The following is a 21,076-nucleotide window of genomic DNA, read 5'->3' on the forward strand; positions in this document are numbered from 1 at the left end:
ATGAATACAAAAATCGTATGGTAGCAACCGTTAAAAAGTTGCAAGCCATACGATTTTTTAGTTTACTGTTTAAAAAATTCCACAAAGCGTCCTTGCCAAATGTTTTCATAAAACTGAATGGTTTCTTCCGCTGATAAAAATTGATTGTCAATAGTTGAACTGGCTTGATGGCTGCTGATTAAATTGTAACCTAAGCCGTGAGCAAATTTAATTGTAGCATCCATACAAAATTGCGTTTGGGCGCCCCAAATTTCTAAATCAGTAACGGCTAATTTAGTTAAGGTCGCTTGCAAATCTGTTTTGAAAAAACTGTTGGCGTGAGTTTTGCTGACGTAAAAATCGGTTGGCATAGCTAATAAATCAGGATGCAGCTGCCAAGGAACGCTGCTTTTTATTAAGTCTTCGTCTTCATGTTGGATAAAAATAATAGGTAAATTATTTTCACGATAGTTGACGATTCGTTGATTGACTCGCTCTAGTAAGGTTGCTAATTGATAAAGCTGTTGTTCGCCTTGCTGGCAAACTCCTTGTTGTAAATCAATAACTAATAAAGCTTTCATTGGGCACCGACCTTTGCTAAATTTAGTATTTATAAATGAGTTCTTGTTAACAATGTTGATTATAGCAAAAAAATCTTAAGAAAATACAATGTTTTTTTAGAAAATAGGATTAAAGACTTGCAAAGTTTAACAGAAATGAGTATTATAAGAATTGTGAGTTAGCACTCTCGTTGTTAGAGTGCTAACTATCTAAAAATACTAGTTTATCGGAGGGATTTATTGTGTTAAAACCATTAGGCGATCGCGTCGTTATTGAAGTCGCACAAGAAGAGGAAAAAAATGTAGGTGGTATCGTACTTGCGTCAGCAGCTAAAGAAAAACCACAAACAGGAACAGTTATCTCAGTTGGTGAAGGCCGTCTGTTGGAAAACGGAGAAAAAATTCCGACACCGGTTAAAGCAGGCGATACAGTAATGTTTGAAAAATACGCTGGAACTGATGTTAAATATGAAGGCAATGAGTACTTAATCGTTGCTGGTAAAGACATTATTGCAATTGTTGAATAAACAAATTTTCATTAACAAAAAATAAACTAATTTATGAGGTGGATATTCATGGCAAAAGAAATTAAATTTGCTGAAGATGCTCGTGCAGCAATGTTGCGTGGGGTAGATGTTTTAGCAAATACAGTAAAAGTAACTTTAGGCCCTAAAGGTCGTAATGTTGTTTTAGAAAAATCTTATGGTTCTCCATTAATTACTAATGATGGGGTAACTATCGCAAAAGAAATCGAATTAGAAGATCATTTTGAAAATATGGGAGCAAAATTAGTTTCAGAAGTTGCTTCTAAAACAAATGATATTGCTGGTGACGGTACAACAACTGCGACCGTTTTAACACAAGCAATTGTTCGCGAAGGTTTGAAAAACGTTACAGCTGGCGCTAATCCTTTAGGCATTCGTCGTGGGATTGAATTAGCTACTAAAGTTGCGGTGGAAGAATTGCATAACATTTCAACTGTGGTTGATTCAAAAGAAGCAATTGCCCAAGTTGCTGCTGTTTCTTCTGGTAGCGAAGAAGTTGGTCAATTAATTGCTGATGCAATGGAAAAAGTTGGCAACGACGGCGTCATCACAATTGAAGAATCTAAAGGGATTGAAACAGAATTAGATGTTGTTGAAGGTATGCAATTTGACCGTGGTTACCTTTCACAATATATGGTAACTGATAACGATAAAATGGAAGCTGTGTTAGAAAATCCATACGTTTTAATTACTGACAAAAAAATCTCTAACATTCAAGATATCTTGCCATTGTTAGAACAAATTTTACAACAATCTCGTCCTTTATTAATTATTGCTGACGATGTTGATGGGGAAGCTTTACCAACATTAGTTTTAAACAAAATTCGCGGAACTTTCAATGTAGTTGCTGTTAAAGCACCTGGTTTTGGTGATCGTCGTAAAGCTATGCTTGAAGATATCGCTGTTTTAACTGGTGGTACAGTAATCACTGAAGATTTAGGTTTAGAATTGAAAGATGCAACCATTGAAAACTTAGGAAATGCCAGCAAAGTAGTTGTTGATAAAGATAACACAACAATCGTTGAAGGCGCTGGTGCTAAAGATGCCATTGAAGCACGCGTTCAATTAATCAAAAACCAAATCGGTGAAACAACTTCTGATTTTGATCGTGAAAAATTACAAGAACGTTTAGCTAAATTAGCTGGCGGGGTTGCAGTAGTTAAAGTCGGTGCTGCCACTGAAACAGAATTAAAAGAATTAAAATTACGTATTGAAGATGCTTTAAACGCAACTCGCGCAGCTGTTGAAGAAGGTATGGTTTCTGGTGGGGGAACTGCTTTAGTTAATGTAATTGGTAAAGTAGCTGCTATCGAAGAAACTGGCGATGTTGCAACAGGTCTTAAAATTGTTATTCGTGCTTTAGAAGAACCAATTCGTCAAATTGCTGAAAATGCTGGTTACGAAGGTTCAGTAATCGTTGACAAATTGAAAAATGTTGAATTAGGCGTTGGTTTCAATGCTGCCAATGGTGAATGGGTAAACATGGTTGAAGCAGGAATTGTTGACCCAACTAAAGTTACTCGTTCAGCTTTACAAAATGCAGCTTCTGTTGCAGCTTTATTATTAACAACTGAAGCAGTCGTTGCTGACAAACCAGCAGCTGATGCCCCAGCTGTACCAGCAATGGATCCATCAATGATGGGCGGCATGATGTAAGAAAAGTGGAGAAACTTGTTCTGCACTCGAGTAAAGTGCAAGAATAAATTATAGCGGTGTTTTGTACCGCGAATTTCTTCTTCACTTTATTGAGAGGGGCAAAGTTTCGCAGCTAGACATCAAGAAAAGCGGAGAAACTTGTTTTTCACCCAACCAAAAAGTCATGATAGCTTGAAAAATAAAGGAACCCTGAAATTAACGGGTTCCTTTTTTCTATATTTTTTATCCGAAAGGGGCAGTTTAGTAAAGAATTTATTTGCTGTAATGATAAACTGCATCACGCAACCACTGAGTAGCTTCGCTGTTGACTTTCTGATTATAATATTCAGCAAAACGTTCATCGGCAAGATACATATCCACCAAACCTTTGTGGATTTCAGTTGAATAATTAGGCATTGAGTAACTTAACCACTGTTTATGCAGCTGATAGACAGCTTGTGCTTCTGGCGCTGTTAAATCTTTAGCTTGAGTGAGTTGCGTTAACTGTTGAAAAAGTTCTTTCTCGGTAGTCTGCATGGCTTGATAATCCGCTTCCGTCAGGTTTCCCCAACGCTGATTAGCGGCTGTTACGGGTTCTTCACCGTATTTTTCGCGAATTTCTTGGCCATAGAGATTTTCGTTGTTAGCTAGTTTTTCTGCTTTGAAAGCAGTGAATTTTTCTGAATCTTTCATCTTGATTTCTCCTTTGTAATGACGTAAAGTTTTTTCCACCGTGGTTAACAAGCTATCAATTTGGACTTTGCGGGCTAATAAGTCTTGATAGTGTTGCATAAGGGCTTGTTGGTAATCAAAGTCAGCTTGATTAAGAATCTCTTTGATGGTCTCTAGCTTAAAGCCTAAATGCCGATAAAATAAAATTTGTTGCAAACGGTCGATTTCATTTTCACCATAAATACGATAGCCGGCAGAATTGAGACGAGCGGGTTTTAGTAGCCCTAACTCATCATAATAACGAAGTGTTCGCGAACTTACGCCAGATAACTCGGCGACTTTTTTGATAGTGTACTCCATTTTTAGCTCCTCCTGCTGAATTTCTTGGTGATAAACTTATCATAAAGGCTGACGCAACGTGAAGGTCAAGGCTTTATTTGAAAAAAATTTAAAAAGAAAAAATTAGTGATTATAGTTGTTAGCTTAGCTTTTGTTCGTGAAAAAGACAACCTTTTTTATTTGCCCAATGGCTATGTTATACTAAAAGAAAAAAAGCTTGAAAAATAGAAAGTGAGAAGTAAATGAAAGTTGTATTTTCAGATGTAGATGGGACTTTTCAGGATTTAGGTGAAACTGTTCCCGAAATAAATATTAAAGCCGTGAAAGAAATGCAAGCAGCCGGCCATCATTTTGTTTTTGTAACGGGTAGAGGTTATGATCTTGTGCAAAATATGCAAACTGAACTAGGCATTGATTGTGATGTGATTTTTGGTAATGGTGCTGGGTTAAAAGAAATGGGCAAAGCGCCGCAGTATACTAATTGCCTTGATTTAGCAACTTGTCGTAAAATTGTTGAAATTTTAGAGGAAGAGAATATTTTTTACTTTTTCCACACGGATCAAGAAGTCATAGTGAAACCGATGAAATATTATCAGCAACATATGCAAGCATTAAGGGAAAGTTTGCTGCCAATGGGAGAACAAGGGGAGCGTTTAATGGATTTCAAAGAGGATTATTTTGAAAATAATTGTCTTCACCATGAAGAACCTTTAAACTTTTTGGCGGAACATCCTGAAAGACATATTGTAAAAATTGAGTTGATGTTGCCAGATGATGCAGAACATCCCCGTTTAATCGCAGCCTTAAGTTCTGAAGAAACTTATGTTTTTAATTCTTTTTATAAAACTTTGGAGATTGTTAATCCTAAAAGTACAAAAGGAACAGCCATTGTGGAGTATTTGAAATCTTTTGATGTGGAAAAGACTTATGGTATTGGTGATGGCGGCAATGATTTGCCGATGTTAGAAGTGGTGGATGTCGCTGTGGCTGTTGCTAATGCCAGTGATGAAGTGAAAGCGCAGGCTGATTTAATAGTAGACTCTTGTTTGGATGGCGGCGTTGGTCAATTTATTTACCAATATATATTAATGTAAAAATAAGGAGCGTGATTTGATATGAAGTTAGTTGAAACCCCGATTCAATCTAATTTAGATTTAGAAACCATTTATCCTAAAATTAGTACTTTCCTTTTTGAAAAAAGTGCTATCAAATTCTATAAAATTTATGCGCTAGACCGCAATCAAATTATTTATGTTGATTTATTTGATAAAGAACTGGTGCTGATGGTGAATACGAAGCGGAAAATTGCGAAAAATGAAATTGATTTTGTCTTGCGTAAACTTTTAAATGCGACCAGAGAAGAAGTTATTATTTCTGTAAACACACCTAAATTATTAAAAGTGCAAGCTATAAAATTTAATAAAGCTTGTAAAGATATCATTATGATTGAAAAAGACAGGTAGCAGAGCGTTATATTTTGTAGAAACCTCTTCCTTTGATAAAATATTTCCAAGGAAACTGCTTAATAACAGGCACTAAACTTGTGGAGGAAATTGCTATGAAATTAATCAAAAGCCCGTTAAATACCACTGTTGCGTTACGTCATGTTTATCCGATTATTTGTTCCTATTTATTTCGTGATATTCAAATTAATACTTATGAAATTTACACATTAGACCGCACAACTATTTTAAAAGTTGATACTTTTGATGCAGAGGTCTTAGTCTTGTTTAATAAAAATCGTAAAATCCGCAAAAATGAAGTTGATTTTATTTGTCAGCAATTGCTAGCAGATGAAAAAAACGAGCAATATGTCTATTTAGAAAATGTTTTAGAGAAGATGGCAGCCGAAGGTTTGTTTTTCTCAGCGAAAGATTTTATTGTCGTTCAAAAAAATAAAGTAGCAGTTTAGGCGATTTCTGCGAAAAATGCCAATTCTGAATAGGATTTTCATAAAACACAGTAAGTTTTCATGAATATTTTCTGTATTATGGTATAATTGAGGTGGATAAAAAAGTAATTTAGCGCTAAAAATGTTCATTGTAAATAACAGAGATTCTTTTATTTTTATCAAAAAGGAGCAAGGAAGATGAATAAAATTTTTGCTGATGATAGTTTAACTTTACACACCGATTTATATCAAATTAATATGATGCAGACTTACTTTGATTTAGGTCGCGCAGATACCCATGCGGTTTTTGAATGTTATTTCCGCAAAATGCCGTTTAATCATGGCTATGCGATTTTTGCTGGCTTAGAGCGGGTTGTTAATTATTTAGAGAATTTAACTTTTTCAGAAAGTGATTTAGCTTATTTACGTGAGGTTATGGGCTATTCAGAAGATTTTTTAGATTATTTGCGTAACTTCAAATTTGCCTGTACCGTCCGTTCAGCCGTTGAAGGAGAAATTGTTTTTAACGACGAACCATTAGTTCAAGTTGAAGGACCTTTAGCTCATTGTCAATTAGTGGAAACAGCTTTATTAAATGTGGTTAATTTTCAAACCTTAATTGCTACCAAAGCTGCTAGAATTAAATCAATTGTTGGCGATGATCCTTTGCTAGAGTTTGGTACACGGCGGGCACAAGAAATGGATGCAGCGATTTGGGGAACACGAGCAGCTTATATCGGTGGCGCCGATGCCACCAGTAACGTTCGAGCTGCTAAAATTTTCGGCATTCCTGCTAGTGGCACTCATGCTCATTCGTTAGTTCAAGCTTGCGGTAATGATTATGATGCTTTCATGGCTTATGCTAAAACCCATGAAGATTGTGTTTTCTTAGTGGATACTTATGATACTTTGCGTTCTGGCGTGCCAAATGCGATTCGTGTCGCTAACGAGCTGGGAGATAAAATTAAATTCTTAGGTGTCCGTATCGACAGTGGAGATATGGCTTACATTTCTAAAAAAGTCCGTGAACAATTAGATGAAGCTGGTTATCCTGATGCGAAAATCTATGCTTCTAATGATTTAGATGAAGCCACTATTTTAAACTTAAAAATGCAAAAAGCAGCGATTGACGTTTGGGGTGTAGGAACTAAATTAATCACGGCTTACGATCAACCGGCTTTAGGTGCAGTTTATAAATTAGTATCAATTGAAAATAAAGATGGCGAAATGGTAGATACCATTAAACTTTCTGGTAATGCAGAAAAAGTCAGTACGCCAGGTAAAAAACAAGTTTGGCGCATCACCCGTAAATCAGACGGTAAATCACAAGGGGATTATGTGACTTTGTGGGATGAAAATCCCCGCGTGGAAGATGAAATTTTTATGTTCCACCCTGTCCATACCTTTATTAATAAAACCGTGACTGATTTTGATGCTCGGCCAGTTTTACAAGAAATTTATCGGGATGGTCAATTAGTTTATCAATTGCCAACTTTAGATGAAATAAAACAATATACCAACGATAATTTAAGCTCTCTATGGGATGAATATAAACGGGATTTAAATCCGCAAAAATATCCAGTTGATTTATCGACGGATTGTTGGAACCACAAGATGAAATTAATCGAAAAAGTTCGTAAACAAGTTTCTGAATTAAATTGATCAGCAGAAGGAAGGCGTGAAAATGACTTTACAGCAAGAAATTATTGCTAAATTAGGTGTACAGCCGGTAATTGATCCGCAAACAGAAATTCGTAAAAGTGTCGATTTTTTGAAAGCTTACTTATTAAAGCATCCTTTTTTGAAAACTTTTGTTTTAGGCATTAGTGGCGGGCAAGATTCCACTTTAGCTGGCCGTTTAGCGCAAATCGCTATTGATGAATTGCGAGAAGAAACGGGCGATGCTGCCTATCAATTTATCGCGGTGCGGTTACCTTACGGCGAACAAGCGGATGAAGTGGATGCCTTAGCTGCCTTAGCTTTTATTCAAGCGGATCAAGAATTGCAGGTTAATGTGAAAGCCGCAGTTGATGCTCAAGTGGCCGCTTTACAAGAAGCTGGCGTAGCAATTAGTGATTTTAATAAAGGTAATATTAAAGCTCGCCAACGCATGATTACTCAATATGCTATTGCTGGTGAAAAACGTGGAGCTGTGATTGGCACAGATCACGCAGCTGAAAATATTACAGCTTTCTTCACTAAATTTGGCGATGGCGGTGCTGATATTTTACCCATTTTTCGTTTAAATAAGCGCCAAGGTAGACAGCTGTTGCAAGCTTTAGCTGCCCCTAAAGCTTTGTATGAAAAAATTCCTACCGCTGATTTGGAAGATGATAAACCATTAATTGCTGACGAAGTCGCTTTAGGTGTGACTTATGCAGAAATTGATGATTATTTAGAAGGCAAAAACGTTTCAGCGACAGCGCAACAAACCATTGAAAATTGGTGGCACAAAGGGCAACACAAACGCCATTTACCTATTACGATTTTTGATGATTTCTGGAAATAAAATAATTAAAAGGCTGAGCAGTTAGTTTTTAGCAATTTAGCAAACTAACTGTTCAGGCTTTTTTTAATTTATTTTGATAAAAAATAGTTGCTTGACTTGTAAAACACTACGACAGTGGTTTAAAATTAAACTCAGTCTTATAAATAAATGTTGGAGATAGTTGGTTGAAAAAGATAATCGAAAAAATGAAAGAAAAAAATAGAAGTTTCCCCTGGCAGCTGTTAATAAAAATTTTAGCTATTTTGGCTGTGGTGCTTATTAGTAATTTGTATTTGCAATGGAGTCAGAATGACCATTCCTTAGACTTGGCGATTAAATTTGCTTTTTCTTGGCATGTAGCAAAATTCTTTTTAGGTTGTAGTGTGCTACTAGTGCTATTGTTATTGCTAATTACTTTTAGTGGTTCGTTTACGGTGGGAATGCTTTTTTATAGTTGTAGCATCGGGATTTTAGGCTATGCGGACTATTTAAAAATGGCCTATCGGGAAGAACCAATTTATCCTGATGATTTAAAAATGATTACGGAATTTGGCATGTTGAAAGATTTAGTTGGCACCAGGCCTTTTGTTTTTCTGCTAATCATCATATTAATTGCGGCCGCTTTATTACTTTATGCTTTTGTCCGCAGTTTACGCTTAAGCAAAAAATGGCAAGTGGTGCGGGTTTTTAGTTTCGCAATATGCGCCAGCTTACTATTTTATGTTGGTAGTTTTAATGATGAAAACAATCTTTTGCGAAAAGCTTATAATCAAACCGCTTTATGGATTCCTTATAGCCAAAAGATGAATTACTATAACGTCGGTTTTATCGGGGGGTTTTTATATAATTTAAATGTTGAAGCCATGAACGAACCAGCGGGGTATTCACAAACTGCGATTGAAGAAATCGTTGCAAAGTATCAGCAACAAGCTACGACTGTAAATCAACAGCAAAAGGCAGCGGAACAGCCCCATATTATTTATATTATGAGTGAAAGTTTTTCCGACCCCAGTGCTTTAAATGGCATTACTGTCAAAGGTGAGCCACTAGTTGATTATTTTCAGTTAGCTAAGCAAACTTATAGCGGGAAAATGCTGTCGCAAAACTATGGTGGCGGAACGGCGAATATTGAATTTGAAGCGTTAACTAGTTTTTCAATGGAATTGATGAACGGCCAAATGACCACACCTTATACGATGCTAGTTTCTGATTTACCAGAGTTGCCTTCTGTCGTTTCTTTTTTAGGGAATCAAGGCTATCAAACAACTGCGATTCATCCTTACAATACTTCCATGTATAAACGCCAAGATGTTTATCAAAAATTAGGTTTTCAACAATTTCTGGATGAAGACAGCATGCAGCACACGGATAAAATCGCCAACAACGAATATATTTCCGACCAAGCTGCTTATCAAGAAATCCTTGATTTGTTGAAGCAAAGCGCTGACCCGCAGTTTGTTCATTTAGTGACGATGCAAACCCATATGCCTTATGGGGATAAGTATGAGCAGTTAGATTATTTAGTTAGTGGCAATGATAATAACAATTCATTAGCGAATTATTTGCAAGATATTGCTTATAGCGCTGAAGCTTTGAAAAATTTTATGACTGAGTTGCAACAAATAGATGAACGCGTCTTAGTTGTTTTTTGGGGGGACCATCTTCCTGGAATTTATTCAAAAGAGATTCAAGCTGCCAATCAAGGTCATAAATTACATGAAACGGAATTTTTAATGTGGGATACTAAAGGAATTTTAACTCAGACGAAAGAACAGCAAGCGATAACTAGTCCTTGTTATTTTTCGGCGGACCTTTTTCAGCAAACAGCCGTTAACAGTAGTGGTTTTTATCAGCTGTTATTAGCATTGCAGCAGGAATTGCCGGCTTTTGAACAAGGTTTGTATTATCAAGAGGCTAAGTGGCAGGAAAATCTGAATTTAACGCAAGAACAATTAGCAATTTATCAAGAGTATCAATTAATTCAATATGATATTTTATCAGGGAAACAATATAGTTTAGCGGCACATTTTTTTGATGCCCCTAACGACAAGTAAAAAAGCTGGAGTGAAATAAGTAATGGCATTTAAGAAAAAAGATAACCAACGTTTCTACAATCCGATGCGTCGGGCAATTTTAAATCACGGCATGATTAAAGCTGGCGACCGCATTGCGGTAGGTATGAGTGGGGGCAAAGATAGCACCGCCTTGTTTTATTTACTAGATACCATTCGTCGCCAACAACGATTAGGTTTTGATTTTGAATTGGTGCCGATTTGCTTAGATATGGGCTTTGAGATGGAGCTGGCACCTTTACAAGCATTTGTGGCGGAGTTGGGTTATCAGTTAGAGGTTGTTCCAACCGATATTGCCAAAATTGTTTTTGATATTCGAGCGGAGCGTTCGCCTTGTTCTTTATGCGCAAAAATGCGCCGGGGTTATTTATATGCCCGCGCTAAAGAATTGAATTGTCAAAGTGTGGCTTTAGGGCACCATTTAGATGATGCGATTGAAACATATTTTATGAATTTTTTATTCCATGGTAAAATGAACAGCTTTGAACCGATTAGTTACTTATCGAAAACTGAATTGCATTTAATTCGCCCGCTAATTTATATAGAAGAAAAAGAAATTAAAAGCATTGTTAAACGAGAAGAATTGCCGGTGATTTTTAACCCTTGTCCAGTTGATAAAAAGACCAAGCGGGAAGAAATTAAAAAATTCGTGGAAAATATTGCGGTTGATTACAGTGATGTCCGCCAAAAATTTATTATGGGGATGGAACAAGGAACAGCGGAGGATTTTTGGCAGAAAAGCCTACAATAGTCTATTGAAATAGCTATTCAATTTAGGTAATAGTCATAGGAAATGCTGAAAAACAATTTCCTATGACTAGTTTTTTAGACCAACTAAGAAAAAGATTATGATTTTTTGCAGAAACTTCCACAAAATGATTGCAGTAACTAGCGCAAACTGGTACAATGATTCTTGTAGAATTGAATAGCTACTTCATGAGGGAGTAACTGGCAGCGATAGCTGTGATAGCATCACCAAGACTGAAAGCAATTTCTGGTGCTATATTAAACGGTGAGACTTATGTATGTTTTTTTGAAACATACACAGGTCTATTTTTTTTCGTAAATATTCGAAATGAAGTAGCCAGAGTAGCAAAGTTCTAAGGGAAAAGCGTGAAATATTTACGTTTTTCAAAATCATTTAGCCGCAAATGCTAAAAAGGTAATGGCATTTTCCGCTTACTAGTTAAAAAGGAGGAATAAGTTTTGTCAGAAGAAAAAAAATCTCAAGTAACACAGGCTTTTTACACACAAACTGAAGATGCTGTTTTCCAAGCAGTTGATTCATCAGCAGAAGGTTTAACGAATGCTGAAGCACAAAAAAGATTAAATGAGTTTGGGCACAACGAATTAGAAGAAGGTAAAAAGAAGAGCATGGTTGTTAAGTTTTTTGAACAATTTAAAGACTTCATGATTATCGTTCTTTTAGTAGCGGCAATTATTTCTGCTGTTGTTTCTCATGAAATTGTCGATTCAGCAATTATTTTACTAGTTGTTGTGATTAACGCGATTATGGGTGTTTTCCAAGAGTCTAAGGCAGAACAAGCCATTGAAGCCTTGAAAAAAATGTCTACGCCAAATGCCAATGTTTTGCGAGATGGACATACTTTATCTGTGAAAAGTACAGATTTAGTTCCTGGGGATATTGTTTTATTAGAAGCTGGGGATGTTGTTCCTGCTGATTTACGTTTGATTGAAGCTGCTTCATTGAAAATTGAAGAAGCCGCTTTAACTGGTGAATCTGTTCCCGTAGAAAAAACAATTACCGTATTAGATGTTGAAGATATCGGTATTGGTGATCGTATCAATATGGCTTATTCTAACAGTAACGTTACTTATGGCCGCGGTAAAGGGGTCGTTGTTAACACTGGGATGAGCACTGAAGTTGGTAAGATTGCTAACATGTTAGCGCAAGCCGACGAAACAGAAACACCACTAAAAAACAACTTAAACCAATTAGGTAAATTCTTAACAATTGCAATTATCGTAATTGCAATTATCATGTTTATTGTAGGGACTGCAGTTAATGGTACTTCTGCTGTTGATATGTTATTAACTTCTATTTCATTAGCAGTTGCCGCGATTCCTGAAGGCCTACCAGCGATTGTAACAATTATCTTGGCTTTAGGTACACAAGTTATGGCAAAACGTAATTCAGTTATTCGTAAATTGCCAGCGGTGGAAACTTTAGGTAGTACTGATATTATCGCTTCAGATAAAACAGGTACTTTAACTTTAAACCAAATGACTGTTGAAAAAATGTATTATGACAACAAACAACATTCAGCTGATGAAGCAATTGCGGCTGATAACATGGCTTTAAAAGTGATGAATTACGCCAACGATACTAAACGGGCGCAAGATGGTTCATTAATTGGTGATCCAACTGAAACGGCTTTAGTGCAATATGGTTTAAACCATGACTTTGATGTTGATAAAGTAGTTGCAACTGAACCACGGGTAGCTGAATTACCATTTGATTCAGATCGTAAATTGATGAGTACTATTCATCAAATGGCTGATGGCAAATATTTAGTTGCTGTAAAAGGTGCGCCAGATGTGTTATTACAACGAGCAAACCGCGTATTATTAAATGGTCAAGAAGTAGCGATGACTACTGAAGAAAAAGAAGCAATCTTATTCAACAATACGGATATGGCACAACAAGCATTGCGGGTTTTAGCAATGGCTTATAAATATGTAGATGCCATTCCAAGTGAATTAGCTACAGAAACGTTAGAAAATGATTTAGTTTTTGCTGGTTTGGTAGGGATGATTGACCCAGAGCGTAAAGAAGCTGCGGAAGCTGTCCGGATGGCTAAAGATGCTGGTATTCGTCCGATTATGATTACTGGTGACCACAAAGATACTGCCAAAGCGATTGCTGTTCGTTTAGGTATTATTGAAGCGGATAACGACGCTGGTGTTTTAACTGGTGCTGAGTTGAATGAATTATCTGATGAAGAATTTGCAAAAGTTGTTCCAAATTACTCTGTTTATGCCCGCGTTTCACCTGAACATAAAGTTCGGATTGTAAAAGCTTGGCAACAAGAAGGTAAAGTAGTAGCGATGACTGGTGACGGTGTTAATGATGCACCATCATTAAAACAAGCAGATATTGGTATCGGTATGGGGATTACCGGAACAGAAGTTTCCAAAGGTGCTTCTGATATGGTATTAGCCGACGATAACTTTGCAACAATCGTTGTAGCTGTAGAAGAAGGTCGTAAAGTCTTCTCTAACATTCAAAAAACTGTTCAATATTTATTGGCTGCTAACTTAGGTGAAGTATTAACTTTATTTATTGCTACTTTACTTGGTTGGGATACGTTATTACCAATTCATTTATTATGGATTAACTTAGTAACCGATACTTTCCCAGCGATTGCTTTAGGGATGGAACCAGCTGAAAAAGATTTGATGAAACACAAACCTCGTGGCCGTAACTCTAACTTGTTCTCTGGTGGTGTATTAAGCAGTATTATTTATCAAGGGATTTTAGAAGGCGGTATTACACTGTTTGTTTACTGGTTTGCACTTGAGTTCCCAGTTCATACACTTGCTAATACAGCAGCTACTAAGTTAGAAGTTTTACAACATGCAGATGCCTTGACAATGTGTTTTGCAACATTAGGTTTAATGCAGTTGTTCCATGCTTTCAACGTGAAATCAATTCACCAATCATTATTTAAAGTCGGTCCTTTCCTTAATAAAGCCTTTAACGCAGCGATTTTACTTTCCTTTGCATTAATGGCCGTGATTATCTTAGTTCCTGGTTTAAATGATATTTTCCGGGTTTCACATTTAGACCTTTATCAATGGGCAACAGTTGTAGGCTCATCCTTTGCGATTATCCCAATTGTTGAAGTAGTGAAAGCTGTTCAACGAAGCATGGGTAGAGAATAAAATTAGTTTAATATAGCAAAAACTCAAGGAACTGTTGAAAAGCTGTTCCTTGAGTTTTTTTGCATTGTTTGAGTGGTGCTTCTTTAACTATGATTTTTTAGTGACGCTAATTTTATATTCAAAGGCCACATCTTTGTCAGAAATTAAATTTTGCAGATTGTCTTGCGTAGCTTTTTTGATAATGTTTTTATCGTTAGTGAAAATACAATAACCAATACTGCTGGTTTTCCGAATCACAGTAGAGTTGTTGGGAATGAAGCAAAAATATTTTTTGTCTAAATCGCCAGAAGAACGAACTGGGCTGTTACTGACTTGGGGTGTGGTTAAAAACTCAGTTATTCCTTGTGGTTGCTGGCAGATACAAAGTTGAACTTCTGTTGGGAATTTTTTTGAAGATAAATCGGTAGGATAAGTGAGAAAAACTTCTTCAGGAATCGTTGAGCTTTGACTGTGAAAGACTCTTTTGCGAGATAATTCTACGTAAATTGGCTGTTGGTCGTTACTAGTAATGCTGAAGGCATACAGGGAATTTGCTTCTTCTACTTTTAAGTTTTCCAAAATTCCAATTTCACTTTTTGAAAATTCTTCAATAGAAAGCTGCTTAATTTCGAACTCTTGTGTCTGTTTTTGATAAAATCCGAATGACAAAAAGAAAAATCCAAGAATAAAGAAGATGACAGAGAAATAGATAAAATGTTTTCTTTTCATAAACTTACCCCTCCTCTTAAATAACTAACTTATAGCAAGACGTTCTCCAAAGAATATTTGACAATTTTAGTATACGTTATTTTTTGGAAATCTGTGTGTCAATTTTGATAGATATTTTTTCGAGTTTTGAAAATTATCGTATAGGAATGGTCAAAAAAGACTGAGGATATTTATTATAATTATCATTTAATATTAATTATTCTTTATATCGAGATATTTTTAAGTCTTTTTAACTGAAAAGTGGTAAAACTTGAAAAAAATGGTAATAATTACTATAATTCTTCTTCACATCAGATGTAAATCTGTTATAATTATTATAATTTGATGAAAGAAATTTTTCGGACAAATTAACGAATGATATTAATTGTAATTATTCTTAATAAGAGATAGCTTTTTAAAGAATTAATTAACAGATAAATTTATAGAAAAAGAAGGTGACCCTTTTGTTTAAAGTTGTTGATCGTAAAGAGTTAGCTCCCATTGAATTTGAAATATTAGTAGAAGCTCCCTTAATTGCTAAAAAGGCTCGGGCAGGTCAATTTGTGATTTTAAGAATTGATGAGGCTGGTGAACGGATTCCGTTGACGATTGTTGATACTGACCCGGAAGCAGGCTTAGTTCGCTTAATTTTCCAAGTGATTGGTAAATCAACTGCGCAGTTAGCAACGATTATGGCTGGCGATTCGCTAAGTGATATAGTAGGCCCATTAGGCAAACCAACCGATATTGAAAATTATGGTACGGTGATGCTAGTTGGCGGTGGCGTTGGGATTGCGGCTTTATTCCCAATTGTTAAAGCGCTTAAACAAGCTGGTAATCGGGTCATCACAATTTTAGGTGCCAAAAATGAAAGCTTACTGATTTTGCATGAAGAGTGCGCTAAGTACTCTGATGAATTAATTTTAATGACTGATGATGGTTCTTTAGGTCAAAAGGGTTTAGTTACGCAAGCGATGGAAGAAGTTTTTCAAAGAGAAACAATTAATATGGCTTGGAGCATTGGCCCGAGTATCATGATGAAATTCTGTAATCTAACTGCTGAAAAATACAATGTGCCGATTTTTGTTTCTTTAAATCCGATTATGATTGATGGAACCGGGATGTGTGGCGGGTGTCGGGTGACGATTGCTGGCAAAACTAAATTTGCCTGTGTTGATGGACCGGAATTTTTAGGTGCAGAGGTTGATTGGGATGAATTTATTAACCGCATGAAACAATATCACGTTGAAGAAGAAATTGCTAATGAAGCATATGAAAAGCAGGTGAAGTCAAATGGCTAAACGTAGTTATACGCAAACTCCTATGAGAGAACAAGATCCGGAGATTCGTAGTCATAATTTTGAAGAAGTGGCTTTAGGCTATACTTTAGAAGAAGGCCGCTTAGAAGCGAGCCGTTGTTTACAGTGCAAAAATGCTCCTTGTATTCAAAATTGTCCGGTAATGGTTGATATTCCTGGCTTTATTAAAGCGATTGAAGATGATGATTTACCGAAAGCTCATGAAGTGTTAAGTAAATATACGAATTTACCAGCTATTTGTGGTCGGGTTTGCCCACAAGAAAAACAATGTGAAATGGTATGCCGTTTAGGCCGTTCGAAAAAATTTGAACCGGTTGCAATTGGTAAACTAGAGCGTTTAGTAGCTGATTGGGCGTTAGAGCAACCCCTTGAAGAAAAAGAGCATGTTTTGGATAAAGGTCGAGTTGCTGTTGTTGGTTCAGGTCCTTCAGGTTTAACCGCAGCTGGTGATTTAGCAAAGCTTGGTTATGATGTGACTGTTTATGAAGCTTTACACGCTGCTGGTGGCGTTTTAACTTACGGTATTCCAGAGTTTCGTTTACCGAAGACAATTGTAGCAAAAGAAATTGATCAAATTAAAGCACAAGGGGTAAAAATTGAAACCAATGTGGTAGTTGGTAAAACCATTACAATGGATGAAATTTTAGCTGATTATGATGCTTGTTATTTATCAGTAGGAGCAGGAGCACCAAACTTTATGGGGATTCCTGGCACTTCTTTAAATGGAGTGTATTCTTCTAGTGAATATTTAACACGGATTAATTTAATGAAAGGCTATCAGTTCCCTAAATATGATACGCCTGTGCAAAAATCTAAAAACGTGGTAGTAATCGGTGGCGGAAATGTTGCCATGGATGCTGCGCGTTCAGCAAGACGCTTAGGGGCAGAGCACGTAACGGTTGTTTATCGTCGTTCTTTAGAAGAATTGCCAGCCCGAGCAGAAGAGTACCATCATTCGGTTGAAGAAGGAATTGACTATAGTTGGTTAACTAATCCAATCGAATATATTGACAACGGTCAAGGTCAGTTGAAAGCTGTAAAATGTGTTAAAATGGAACTTGGTGAACCAGATGATTCTGGTCGCCGTCGCCCAGTAGTGATTCCAGGTAGTGAGTTCATTATTGAGGCTGATACCGCAATTGAAGCAATTGGTCAGGGTGCAAATCGAGTTCTTTTAGATACTTTTCCTGAGTTAGCATTGAATAAGTGGGGTTATATCGATGCTAATGAAGAAACTTGCGCAACCTCAATTCCAGGAGTTTATGCTGGTGGGGATATTGTAACTGGAGCAGCAACAGTTATTTTAGCCATGGGGGCAGGTAAAGTAGCCGCAAAAGAAATCGATCAATATATTCAAAGTAAAAAAGCATAAAATCAAAAGCAAGAGAGGAAATAGCAGGATGAAAACAATGAAAACAATGGATGGTAATACTGCAGCGGCACATATTTCATATGCTTTTACAGAAGTGGCGGCTATTTATCCTATTACGCCTAGCTCAACAATGGCGGAAGTAGTAGATGAATGGGCAGAGCACGGACGCAAAAACATTTTTGGTGAAACGGTAAACGTTGTTGAGATGCAATCGGAGGCTGGTGCAGCGGGTGCTGTCCACGGCTCTTTAAAAACGGGTGTAATGACAACGACTTATACGGCTTCCCAAGGATTATTATTAATGATTCCGAATATGTACAAAATTGCCGGCGAATTGTTACCGACTGTTTTTCACGTAGCAGCAAGAACGGTTTCAACCAATGCCTTAAGTATTTTTGGTGATCATAGTGACGTAATGGCTGCTCGTCAAACGGGTTTTTGTATGTTGGCAGAATCAAGTGTTCAAGAAGTAATGGATTTATCAGCGGTAGCTCACCTAGCTAGTGTAGAAGGTAAACTACCATTTATGAATTTCTTTGATGGTTTCCGAACAAGTCATGAACTGCAAAAAATTGAAGTGATTGATTATGATGATTTAAAAGCCATGGTTAACTGGCAAGCTTTAGAAGAATTTCGTCAACAAGGGATGAACCCCAATCGTCCAAATACATCAGGAACTGCGCAAAATCCTGATATTCATTTCCAACAAAGAGAAACAGTTAATAAGTTTTATGATGAAATGCCAGCAATTGTTCAAAAATATATGGGCAAAATTAATGATTTACGGGGCACAAATTATGATTTAACAACTTATTATGGTGATCCAGAAGCAACAGAAGTCATTATTGCAATGGGTTCTGCTGGACCGACAATCGAGCAAACAGTGGATTATTTAAATGCCAATGGCCGTAAAGTTGGTTTTATTAACGTTCATTTATATCGTCCATTCCCAGCTGAAAACTTATTAGAAAAATTACCAACAACAGTTGAAAAAGTAGCTGTTTTAGACCGTACAAAAGAACCTGGTTCAGATGGTGAACCATTGCTGTTAGATGTTCAAAGCGTCCTATATCGTCATATTAATCGTCCAATTGTGATTGGTGGTCGTTATGGTATCGCCTCTAAAGATGTAACCCCAGATCAAATCGTAGCAGTTTATGATCATTTATTATTACCTGCTAACGAAATGAAAATGCGCTTTACTATTGGTATTAATGATGATGTGACACATTTATCATTACCAATGACTGAAGTGTTAGATTTAACCCCTGAATCAACTTTTCAAGCAAAATTCTGGGGCTTTGGTTCAGATGGTACAGTTGGTGCCAATAAACAAGCGATTAAAATTATCGGAAATAACACGGATGATTACGCTCAAGCATATTTTGCCTATGATTCTAAAAAATCAGGCGGTTTGACAGTCTCTCATTTACGTTTTGGTAAAGAACCGATTCGTTCCATTTATAATGTTGAAGGAGCGGACTTTATTGGTTGTCATAATGCAGCTTATATTCATCAATATGATTTGTTGAAAGGGCTAAAAGATGGCGGAACCTTCCTATTAAATACCGTTTGGGATAAAGATAAAGTTTTACGTTTATTGCCTAACCGTTTGAAACGCTATTTAGGTCAACATAATATTAATTTCTACATTATTAATGGGATGGAAATTGCTCAAAAATTAGGTTTAGGCCGTAGAATTAATACTGTCATGTCAGCCGCGTTCTTTGAAGTAACTGATATTATGGATCGCGAAACATTTTTACCATTATTAAAAGACGAAGTAAATACCGCTTATGGTAAAAAATCAATGAAGATTGTTGAAAGTAACTGGCAAGCAATTGATGAAACTTTCAACTCATTAGTTAAAATTGAAATCCCAGCTGACTGGGCAACTTTAGAGTTAGATGCGCCAAAACCTGTTGATACAGATCGTCCTAAATTTATTCAAAATATTTTAGACCCAATTAATCGTCAAGAAGGGAATCAACTTTCTGTCAACGATTTAATTGAAAATGGCATGTTAGGTGGCGTGATTCCAAACGGAACTGCGGCTTATGAAAAACGCGGAATTGCTTTAGAAGTGCCTGAATGGATTTCAGATAAATGTACCATGTGTAATGAATGTGCTTTTGTTTGTCCACATGCGGCTATTCGACCATTCCTTGCTGATGACGAAGAAATGGAAGCAGCACCAGAAGGCTTTATCGTGCGTGATATGCGTGGCGCTGATGGTTTGAAATATCGTATTCAAGTTTCTTTAGAAGACTGTACAGGCTGTGGTCTTTGTGTAGAAGTTTGTCCGGCTAAAGAAAAAGCTTTAGTTATGAAACCTTACGATGCTCAAAAAGAACAAGCTGTAAACTGGGCATTTGCCATGACATTACGTCAAAAAGCTAATCCAGTTAAGAAATTCTCTGTTAAAGGTTCTCAATTTGAAAAACCATTACTAGAGTTTTCAGGGGCTTGTGCAGGTTGTGGGGAAACACCTTACATTAAATTGTTAACACAGCTTTATGGAGATCGCATGATGATTGCCAATACAACCGGTTGTTCTTCAATCTGGGGTGGTTCTGCTCCAGCGGCACCATATACAACTAACGAATGTGGTCAAGGTCCTGCGTGGAGTAATTCACTGTTTGAAGATAATGCTGAATATGGTTTAGGCATGCATTTAGCGAACCAAACAAAACGCAATCGCTTAGCAACTAAAATTGAGTTAGCTTTAGCAACTGGTGTTGGCAGCGAAGATACTAAATTACAATTACAAGATTGGTTAGAGCATTGTAATGATGGTGAAGGCACACAACAACGAGCAGCTAAATTAGCAGCGATTTTAGCAACCGAAGACGATGAATTACTACAATCTGTTTTAGCTGATAAAGATATGTTTGCAAAACCAAGCCAATGGATTATTGGTGGTGATGGTTGGGCTTATGATATTGGCTTTAGCGGAATTGATCATGTATTAGCTAGTGGTGAAGATGTGAATATCTTTGTTATGGATAACGAATTATACGCTAACACCGGTGGTCAAATGTCGAAAGCAACACCACATGCGGCAATTGCTAAATTTGCGGCTGGTGGTAAATCTCGTAAGAAAAAAGATCTTGGTATGATTGCCATGACTTATAAAGATGTTTATGTTGCACAAATTTCAATTGAAGCCAATCCAGCACAAGCTTTGAAAGCTATTGCGGAAGCAGAAGCTTATCCAGGAACTTCTTTGATTATTGGTTATACTCCATGTATTAACCACGGTATTAGAGGCGGTATGACACAATCAGTGGAAGCAGCCAAATTGGCAGTTGAATCTGGTTACTGGCAACTTTATCGCTTTGACCCTCGTCAAGCTGAAAAAGGTAAAGAGCCAATGCGAATGGACTTCAAGAAAGCTGATTACAGCATGATGAATGATTTCTTAACCAAAGAAACGCGTTTCTCTGCCCTTCATAATGTGAAGAAAGACAGCGAAGAAGTTACCGAAATGTTAAACGAAACCGTTGAAGAAATGACTGAACGGACAGAAGGCTATAAAGATTTAGCAAGTAAAAAATAGTTGATATAAATAAACGACTAGCAGCTGAGTTGCTAGTCGTTTATTTTAGTTA

General features: G+C 36.7%; 16 protein-coding genes. 13 read left to right on the forward strand and 3 right to left on the reverse strand.

Annotated features, from left to right (window positions below; translation table 11 throughout):
• Positions 1-62 precede the first annotated feature (62 nt).
• The gene (locus M2139_RS03445) at positions 63-560 is read right to left on the reverse strand and encodes a cysteine hydrolase family protein (protein ID WP_280737270.1); all 498 of its coding nucleotides are present in this window, start codon (positions 558-560) and stop codon (positions 63-65) included.
• A 221-nt stretch (positions 561-781) separates the two neighbouring features.
• On the opposite strand from M2139_RS03445, the gene groES reads away from it, so the two are divergent.
• Positions 782-1,066 (forward strand): co-chaperone GroES, encoded by a 285-nt coding sequence (gene groES / locus M2139_RS03450; protein ID WP_280737271.1) that lies wholly within the window; start codon positions 782-784, stop codon positions 1,064-1,066.
• A 48-nt stretch (positions 1,067-1,114) separates the two neighbouring features.
• Positions 1,115-2,740: a chaperonin GroEL gene (groL, locus tag M2139_RS03455; protein WP_280737272.1), complete on the forward strand. Its 1,626-nt coding sequence runs from the start codon at positions 1,115-1,117 to the stop codon at positions 2,738-2,740.
• A gap of 252 nt (positions 2,741-2,992) precedes the next feature.
• Here the strand turns inward: groL and M2139_RS03460 are convergent, their stop codons facing one another.
• Positions 2,993-3,751, reverse strand: coding sequence for a MerR family transcriptional regulator (locus tag M2139_RS03460; RefSeq protein ID WP_280737273.1), 759 nt, complete (start codon positions 3,749-3,751; stop codon positions 2,993-2,995).
• Between the two features lie 221 nt (positions 3,752-3,972).
• On the opposite strand from M2139_RS03460, the gene M2139_RS03465 reads away from it, so the two are divergent.
• From M2139_RS03465 to M2139_RS03500, 8 genes are all read left to right on the forward strand, one after another.
• On the forward strand, positions 3,973-4,824 hold the full coding sequence (locus tag M2139_RS03465; RefSeq protein WP_280737274.1) for a Cof-type HAD-IIB family hydrolase: 852 nt from the start codon (positions 3,973-3,975) through the stop codon (positions 4,822-4,824).
• Positions 4,825-4,845: 21 nt separating this feature from the next.
• A complete protein-coding gene (locus tag M2139_RS03470) occupies positions 4,846-5,193 on the forward strand; it encodes a DUF1827 family protein (protein WP_280737275.1) in 348 nt (115 codons plus the stop codon).
• A 95-nt stretch (positions 5,194-5,288) separates the two neighbouring features.
• Positions 5,289-5,642 (forward strand): DUF1827 family protein, encoded by a 354-nt coding sequence (locus M2139_RS03475; protein WP_280737276.1) that lies wholly within the window; start codon positions 5,289-5,291, stop codon positions 5,640-5,642.
• Positions 5,643-5,819: 177 nt separating this feature from the next.
• Entirely contained in the window at positions 5,820-7,283 is a 1,464-nt protein-coding gene (locus M2139_RS03480; protein WP_280737277.1) for a nicotinate phosphoribosyltransferase, read from the forward strand.
• 22 nt (positions 7,284-7,305) lie between these two features.
• Positions 7,306-8,130, forward strand: a complete 825-nt coding sequence (nadE, locus tag M2139_RS03485) for an ammonia-dependent NAD(+) synthetase (RefSeq protein ID WP_280737278.1) — start codon at positions 7,306-7,308, stop codon at positions 8,128-8,130.
• 185 nt (positions 8,131-8,315) lie between these two features.
• Positions 8,316-10,163: an LTA synthase family protein gene (locus tag M2139_RS03490; RefSeq protein WP_280737358.1), complete on the forward strand. Its 1,848-nt coding sequence runs from the start codon at positions 8,316-8,318 to the stop codon at positions 10,161-10,163.
• Positions 10,164-10,185: 22 nt separating this feature from the next.
• On the forward strand, positions 10,186-10,932 hold the full coding sequence (locus tag M2139_RS03495) for an ATP-binding protein (RefSeq protein WP_280737279.1): 747 nt from the start codon (positions 10,186-10,188) through the stop codon (positions 10,930-10,932).
• 455 nt (positions 10,933-11,387) lie between these two features.
• Positions 11,388-14,087: a cation-translocating P-type ATPase gene (locus tag M2139_RS03500; RefSeq protein WP_280737281.1), complete on the forward strand. Its 2,700-nt coding sequence runs from the start codon at positions 11,388-11,390 to the stop codon at positions 14,085-14,087.
• Positions 14,088-14,174: 87 nt separating this feature from the next.
• Here the strand turns inward: M2139_RS03500 and M2139_RS03505 are convergent, their stop codons facing one another.
• A complete protein-coding gene (locus tag M2139_RS03505) occupies positions 14,175-14,795 on the reverse strand; it encodes a hypothetical protein (RefSeq protein WP_280737282.1) in 621 nt (206 codons plus the stop codon).
• 443 nt (positions 14,796-15,238) lie between these two features.
• On the opposite strand from M2139_RS03505, the gene M2139_RS03510 reads away from it, so the two are divergent.
• From M2139_RS03510 to nifJ, 3 genes are read left to right on the forward strand one after another with little or no spacing between them, the layout of a single operon-like run.
• Positions 15,239-16,075: a sulfide/dihydroorotate dehydrogenase-like FAD/NAD-binding protein gene (locus tag M2139_RS03510; protein ID WP_280737283.1), complete on the forward strand. Its 837-nt coding sequence runs from the start codon at positions 15,239-15,241 to the stop codon at positions 16,073-16,075.
• On the forward strand, positions 16,068-17,465 hold the full coding sequence (gene gltA, locus M2139_RS03515; RefSeq protein ID WP_280737284.1) for an NADPH-dependent glutamate synthase: 1,398 nt from the start codon (positions 16,068-16,070) through the stop codon (positions 17,463-17,465). The genes M2139_RS03510 and gltA overlap by 8 nt, the downstream gene beginning before the upstream one ends.
• Before the next feature lie 28 nt (positions 17,466-17,493).
• Positions 17,494-21,024, forward strand: coding sequence for a pyruvate:ferredoxin (flavodoxin) oxidoreductase (nifJ, locus tag M2139_RS03520; protein ID WP_280737285.1), 3,531 nt, complete (start codon positions 17,494-17,496; stop codon positions 21,022-21,024).
• The last annotated feature ends 52 nt before the right edge of the window (positions 21,025-21,076 follow it).

The sequence above is a fragment of the Enterococcus sp. PF1-24 genome, assembly GCF_029893325.1.
Lineage (GTDB): Bacteria > Bacillota > Bacilli > Lactobacillales > Enterococcaceae > HY326.

What these genes read in the sequence shown, in the direction of transcription:
- M2139_RS03445 (WP_280737270.1), bottom strand. Translation starts at nt 560, where the DNA reads ATGAAAGCTTTATTAGTTATTGATTTACAACAAGGAGTTTGCCAGCAA.
- groL (WP_280737272.1), top strand. Translation starts at nt 1,115, where the DNA reads ATGGCAAAAGAAATTAAATTTGCTGAAGATGCTCGTGCAGCAATGTTG.
- M2139_RS03460 (WP_280737273.1), bottom strand. Translation starts at nt 3,751, where the DNA reads ATGGAGTACACTATCAAAAAAGTCGCCGAGTTATCTGGCGTAAGTTCG.
- M2139_RS03465 (WP_280737274.1), top strand. Translation starts at nt 3,973, where the DNA reads ATGAAAGTTGTATTTTCAGATGTAGATGGGACTTTTCAGGATTTAGGT.
- M2139_RS03470 (WP_280737275.1), top strand. Translation starts at nt 4,846, where the DNA reads ATGAAGTTAGTTGAAACCCCGATTCAATCTAATTTAGATTTAGAAACC.
- M2139_RS03475 (WP_280737276.1), top strand. Translation starts at nt 5,289, where the DNA reads ATGAAATTAATCAAAAGCCCGTTAAATACCACTGTTGCGTTACGTCAT.
- M2139_RS03480 (WP_280737277.1), top strand. Translation starts at nt 5,820, where the DNA reads ATGAATAAAATTTTTGCTGATGATAGTTTAACTTTACACACCGATTTA.
- nadE (WP_280737278.1), top strand. Translation starts at nt 7,306, where the DNA reads ATGACTTTACAGCAAGAAATTATTGCTAAATTAGGTGTACAGCCGGTA.
- M2139_RS03490 (WP_280737358.1), top strand. Translation starts at nt 8,316, where the DNA reads ATGAAAGAAAAAAATAGAAGTTTCCCCTGGCAGCTGTTAATAAAAATT.
- M2139_RS03495 (WP_280737279.1), top strand. Translation starts at nt 10,186, where the DNA reads ATGGCATTTAAGAAAAAAGATAACCAACGTTTCTACAATCCGATGCGT.
- M2139_RS03505 (WP_280737282.1), bottom strand. Translation starts at nt 14,795, where the DNA reads ATGAAAAGAAAACATTTTATCTATTTCTCTGTCATCTTCTTTATTCTT.
- gltA (WP_280737284.1), top strand. Translation starts at nt 16,068, where the DNA reads ATGGCTAAACGTAGTTATACGCAAACTCCTATGAGAGAACAAGATCCG.
- nifJ (WP_280737285.1), top strand. Translation starts at nt 17,494, where the DNA reads ATGAAAACAATGAAAACAATGGATGGTAATACTGCAGCGGCACATATT.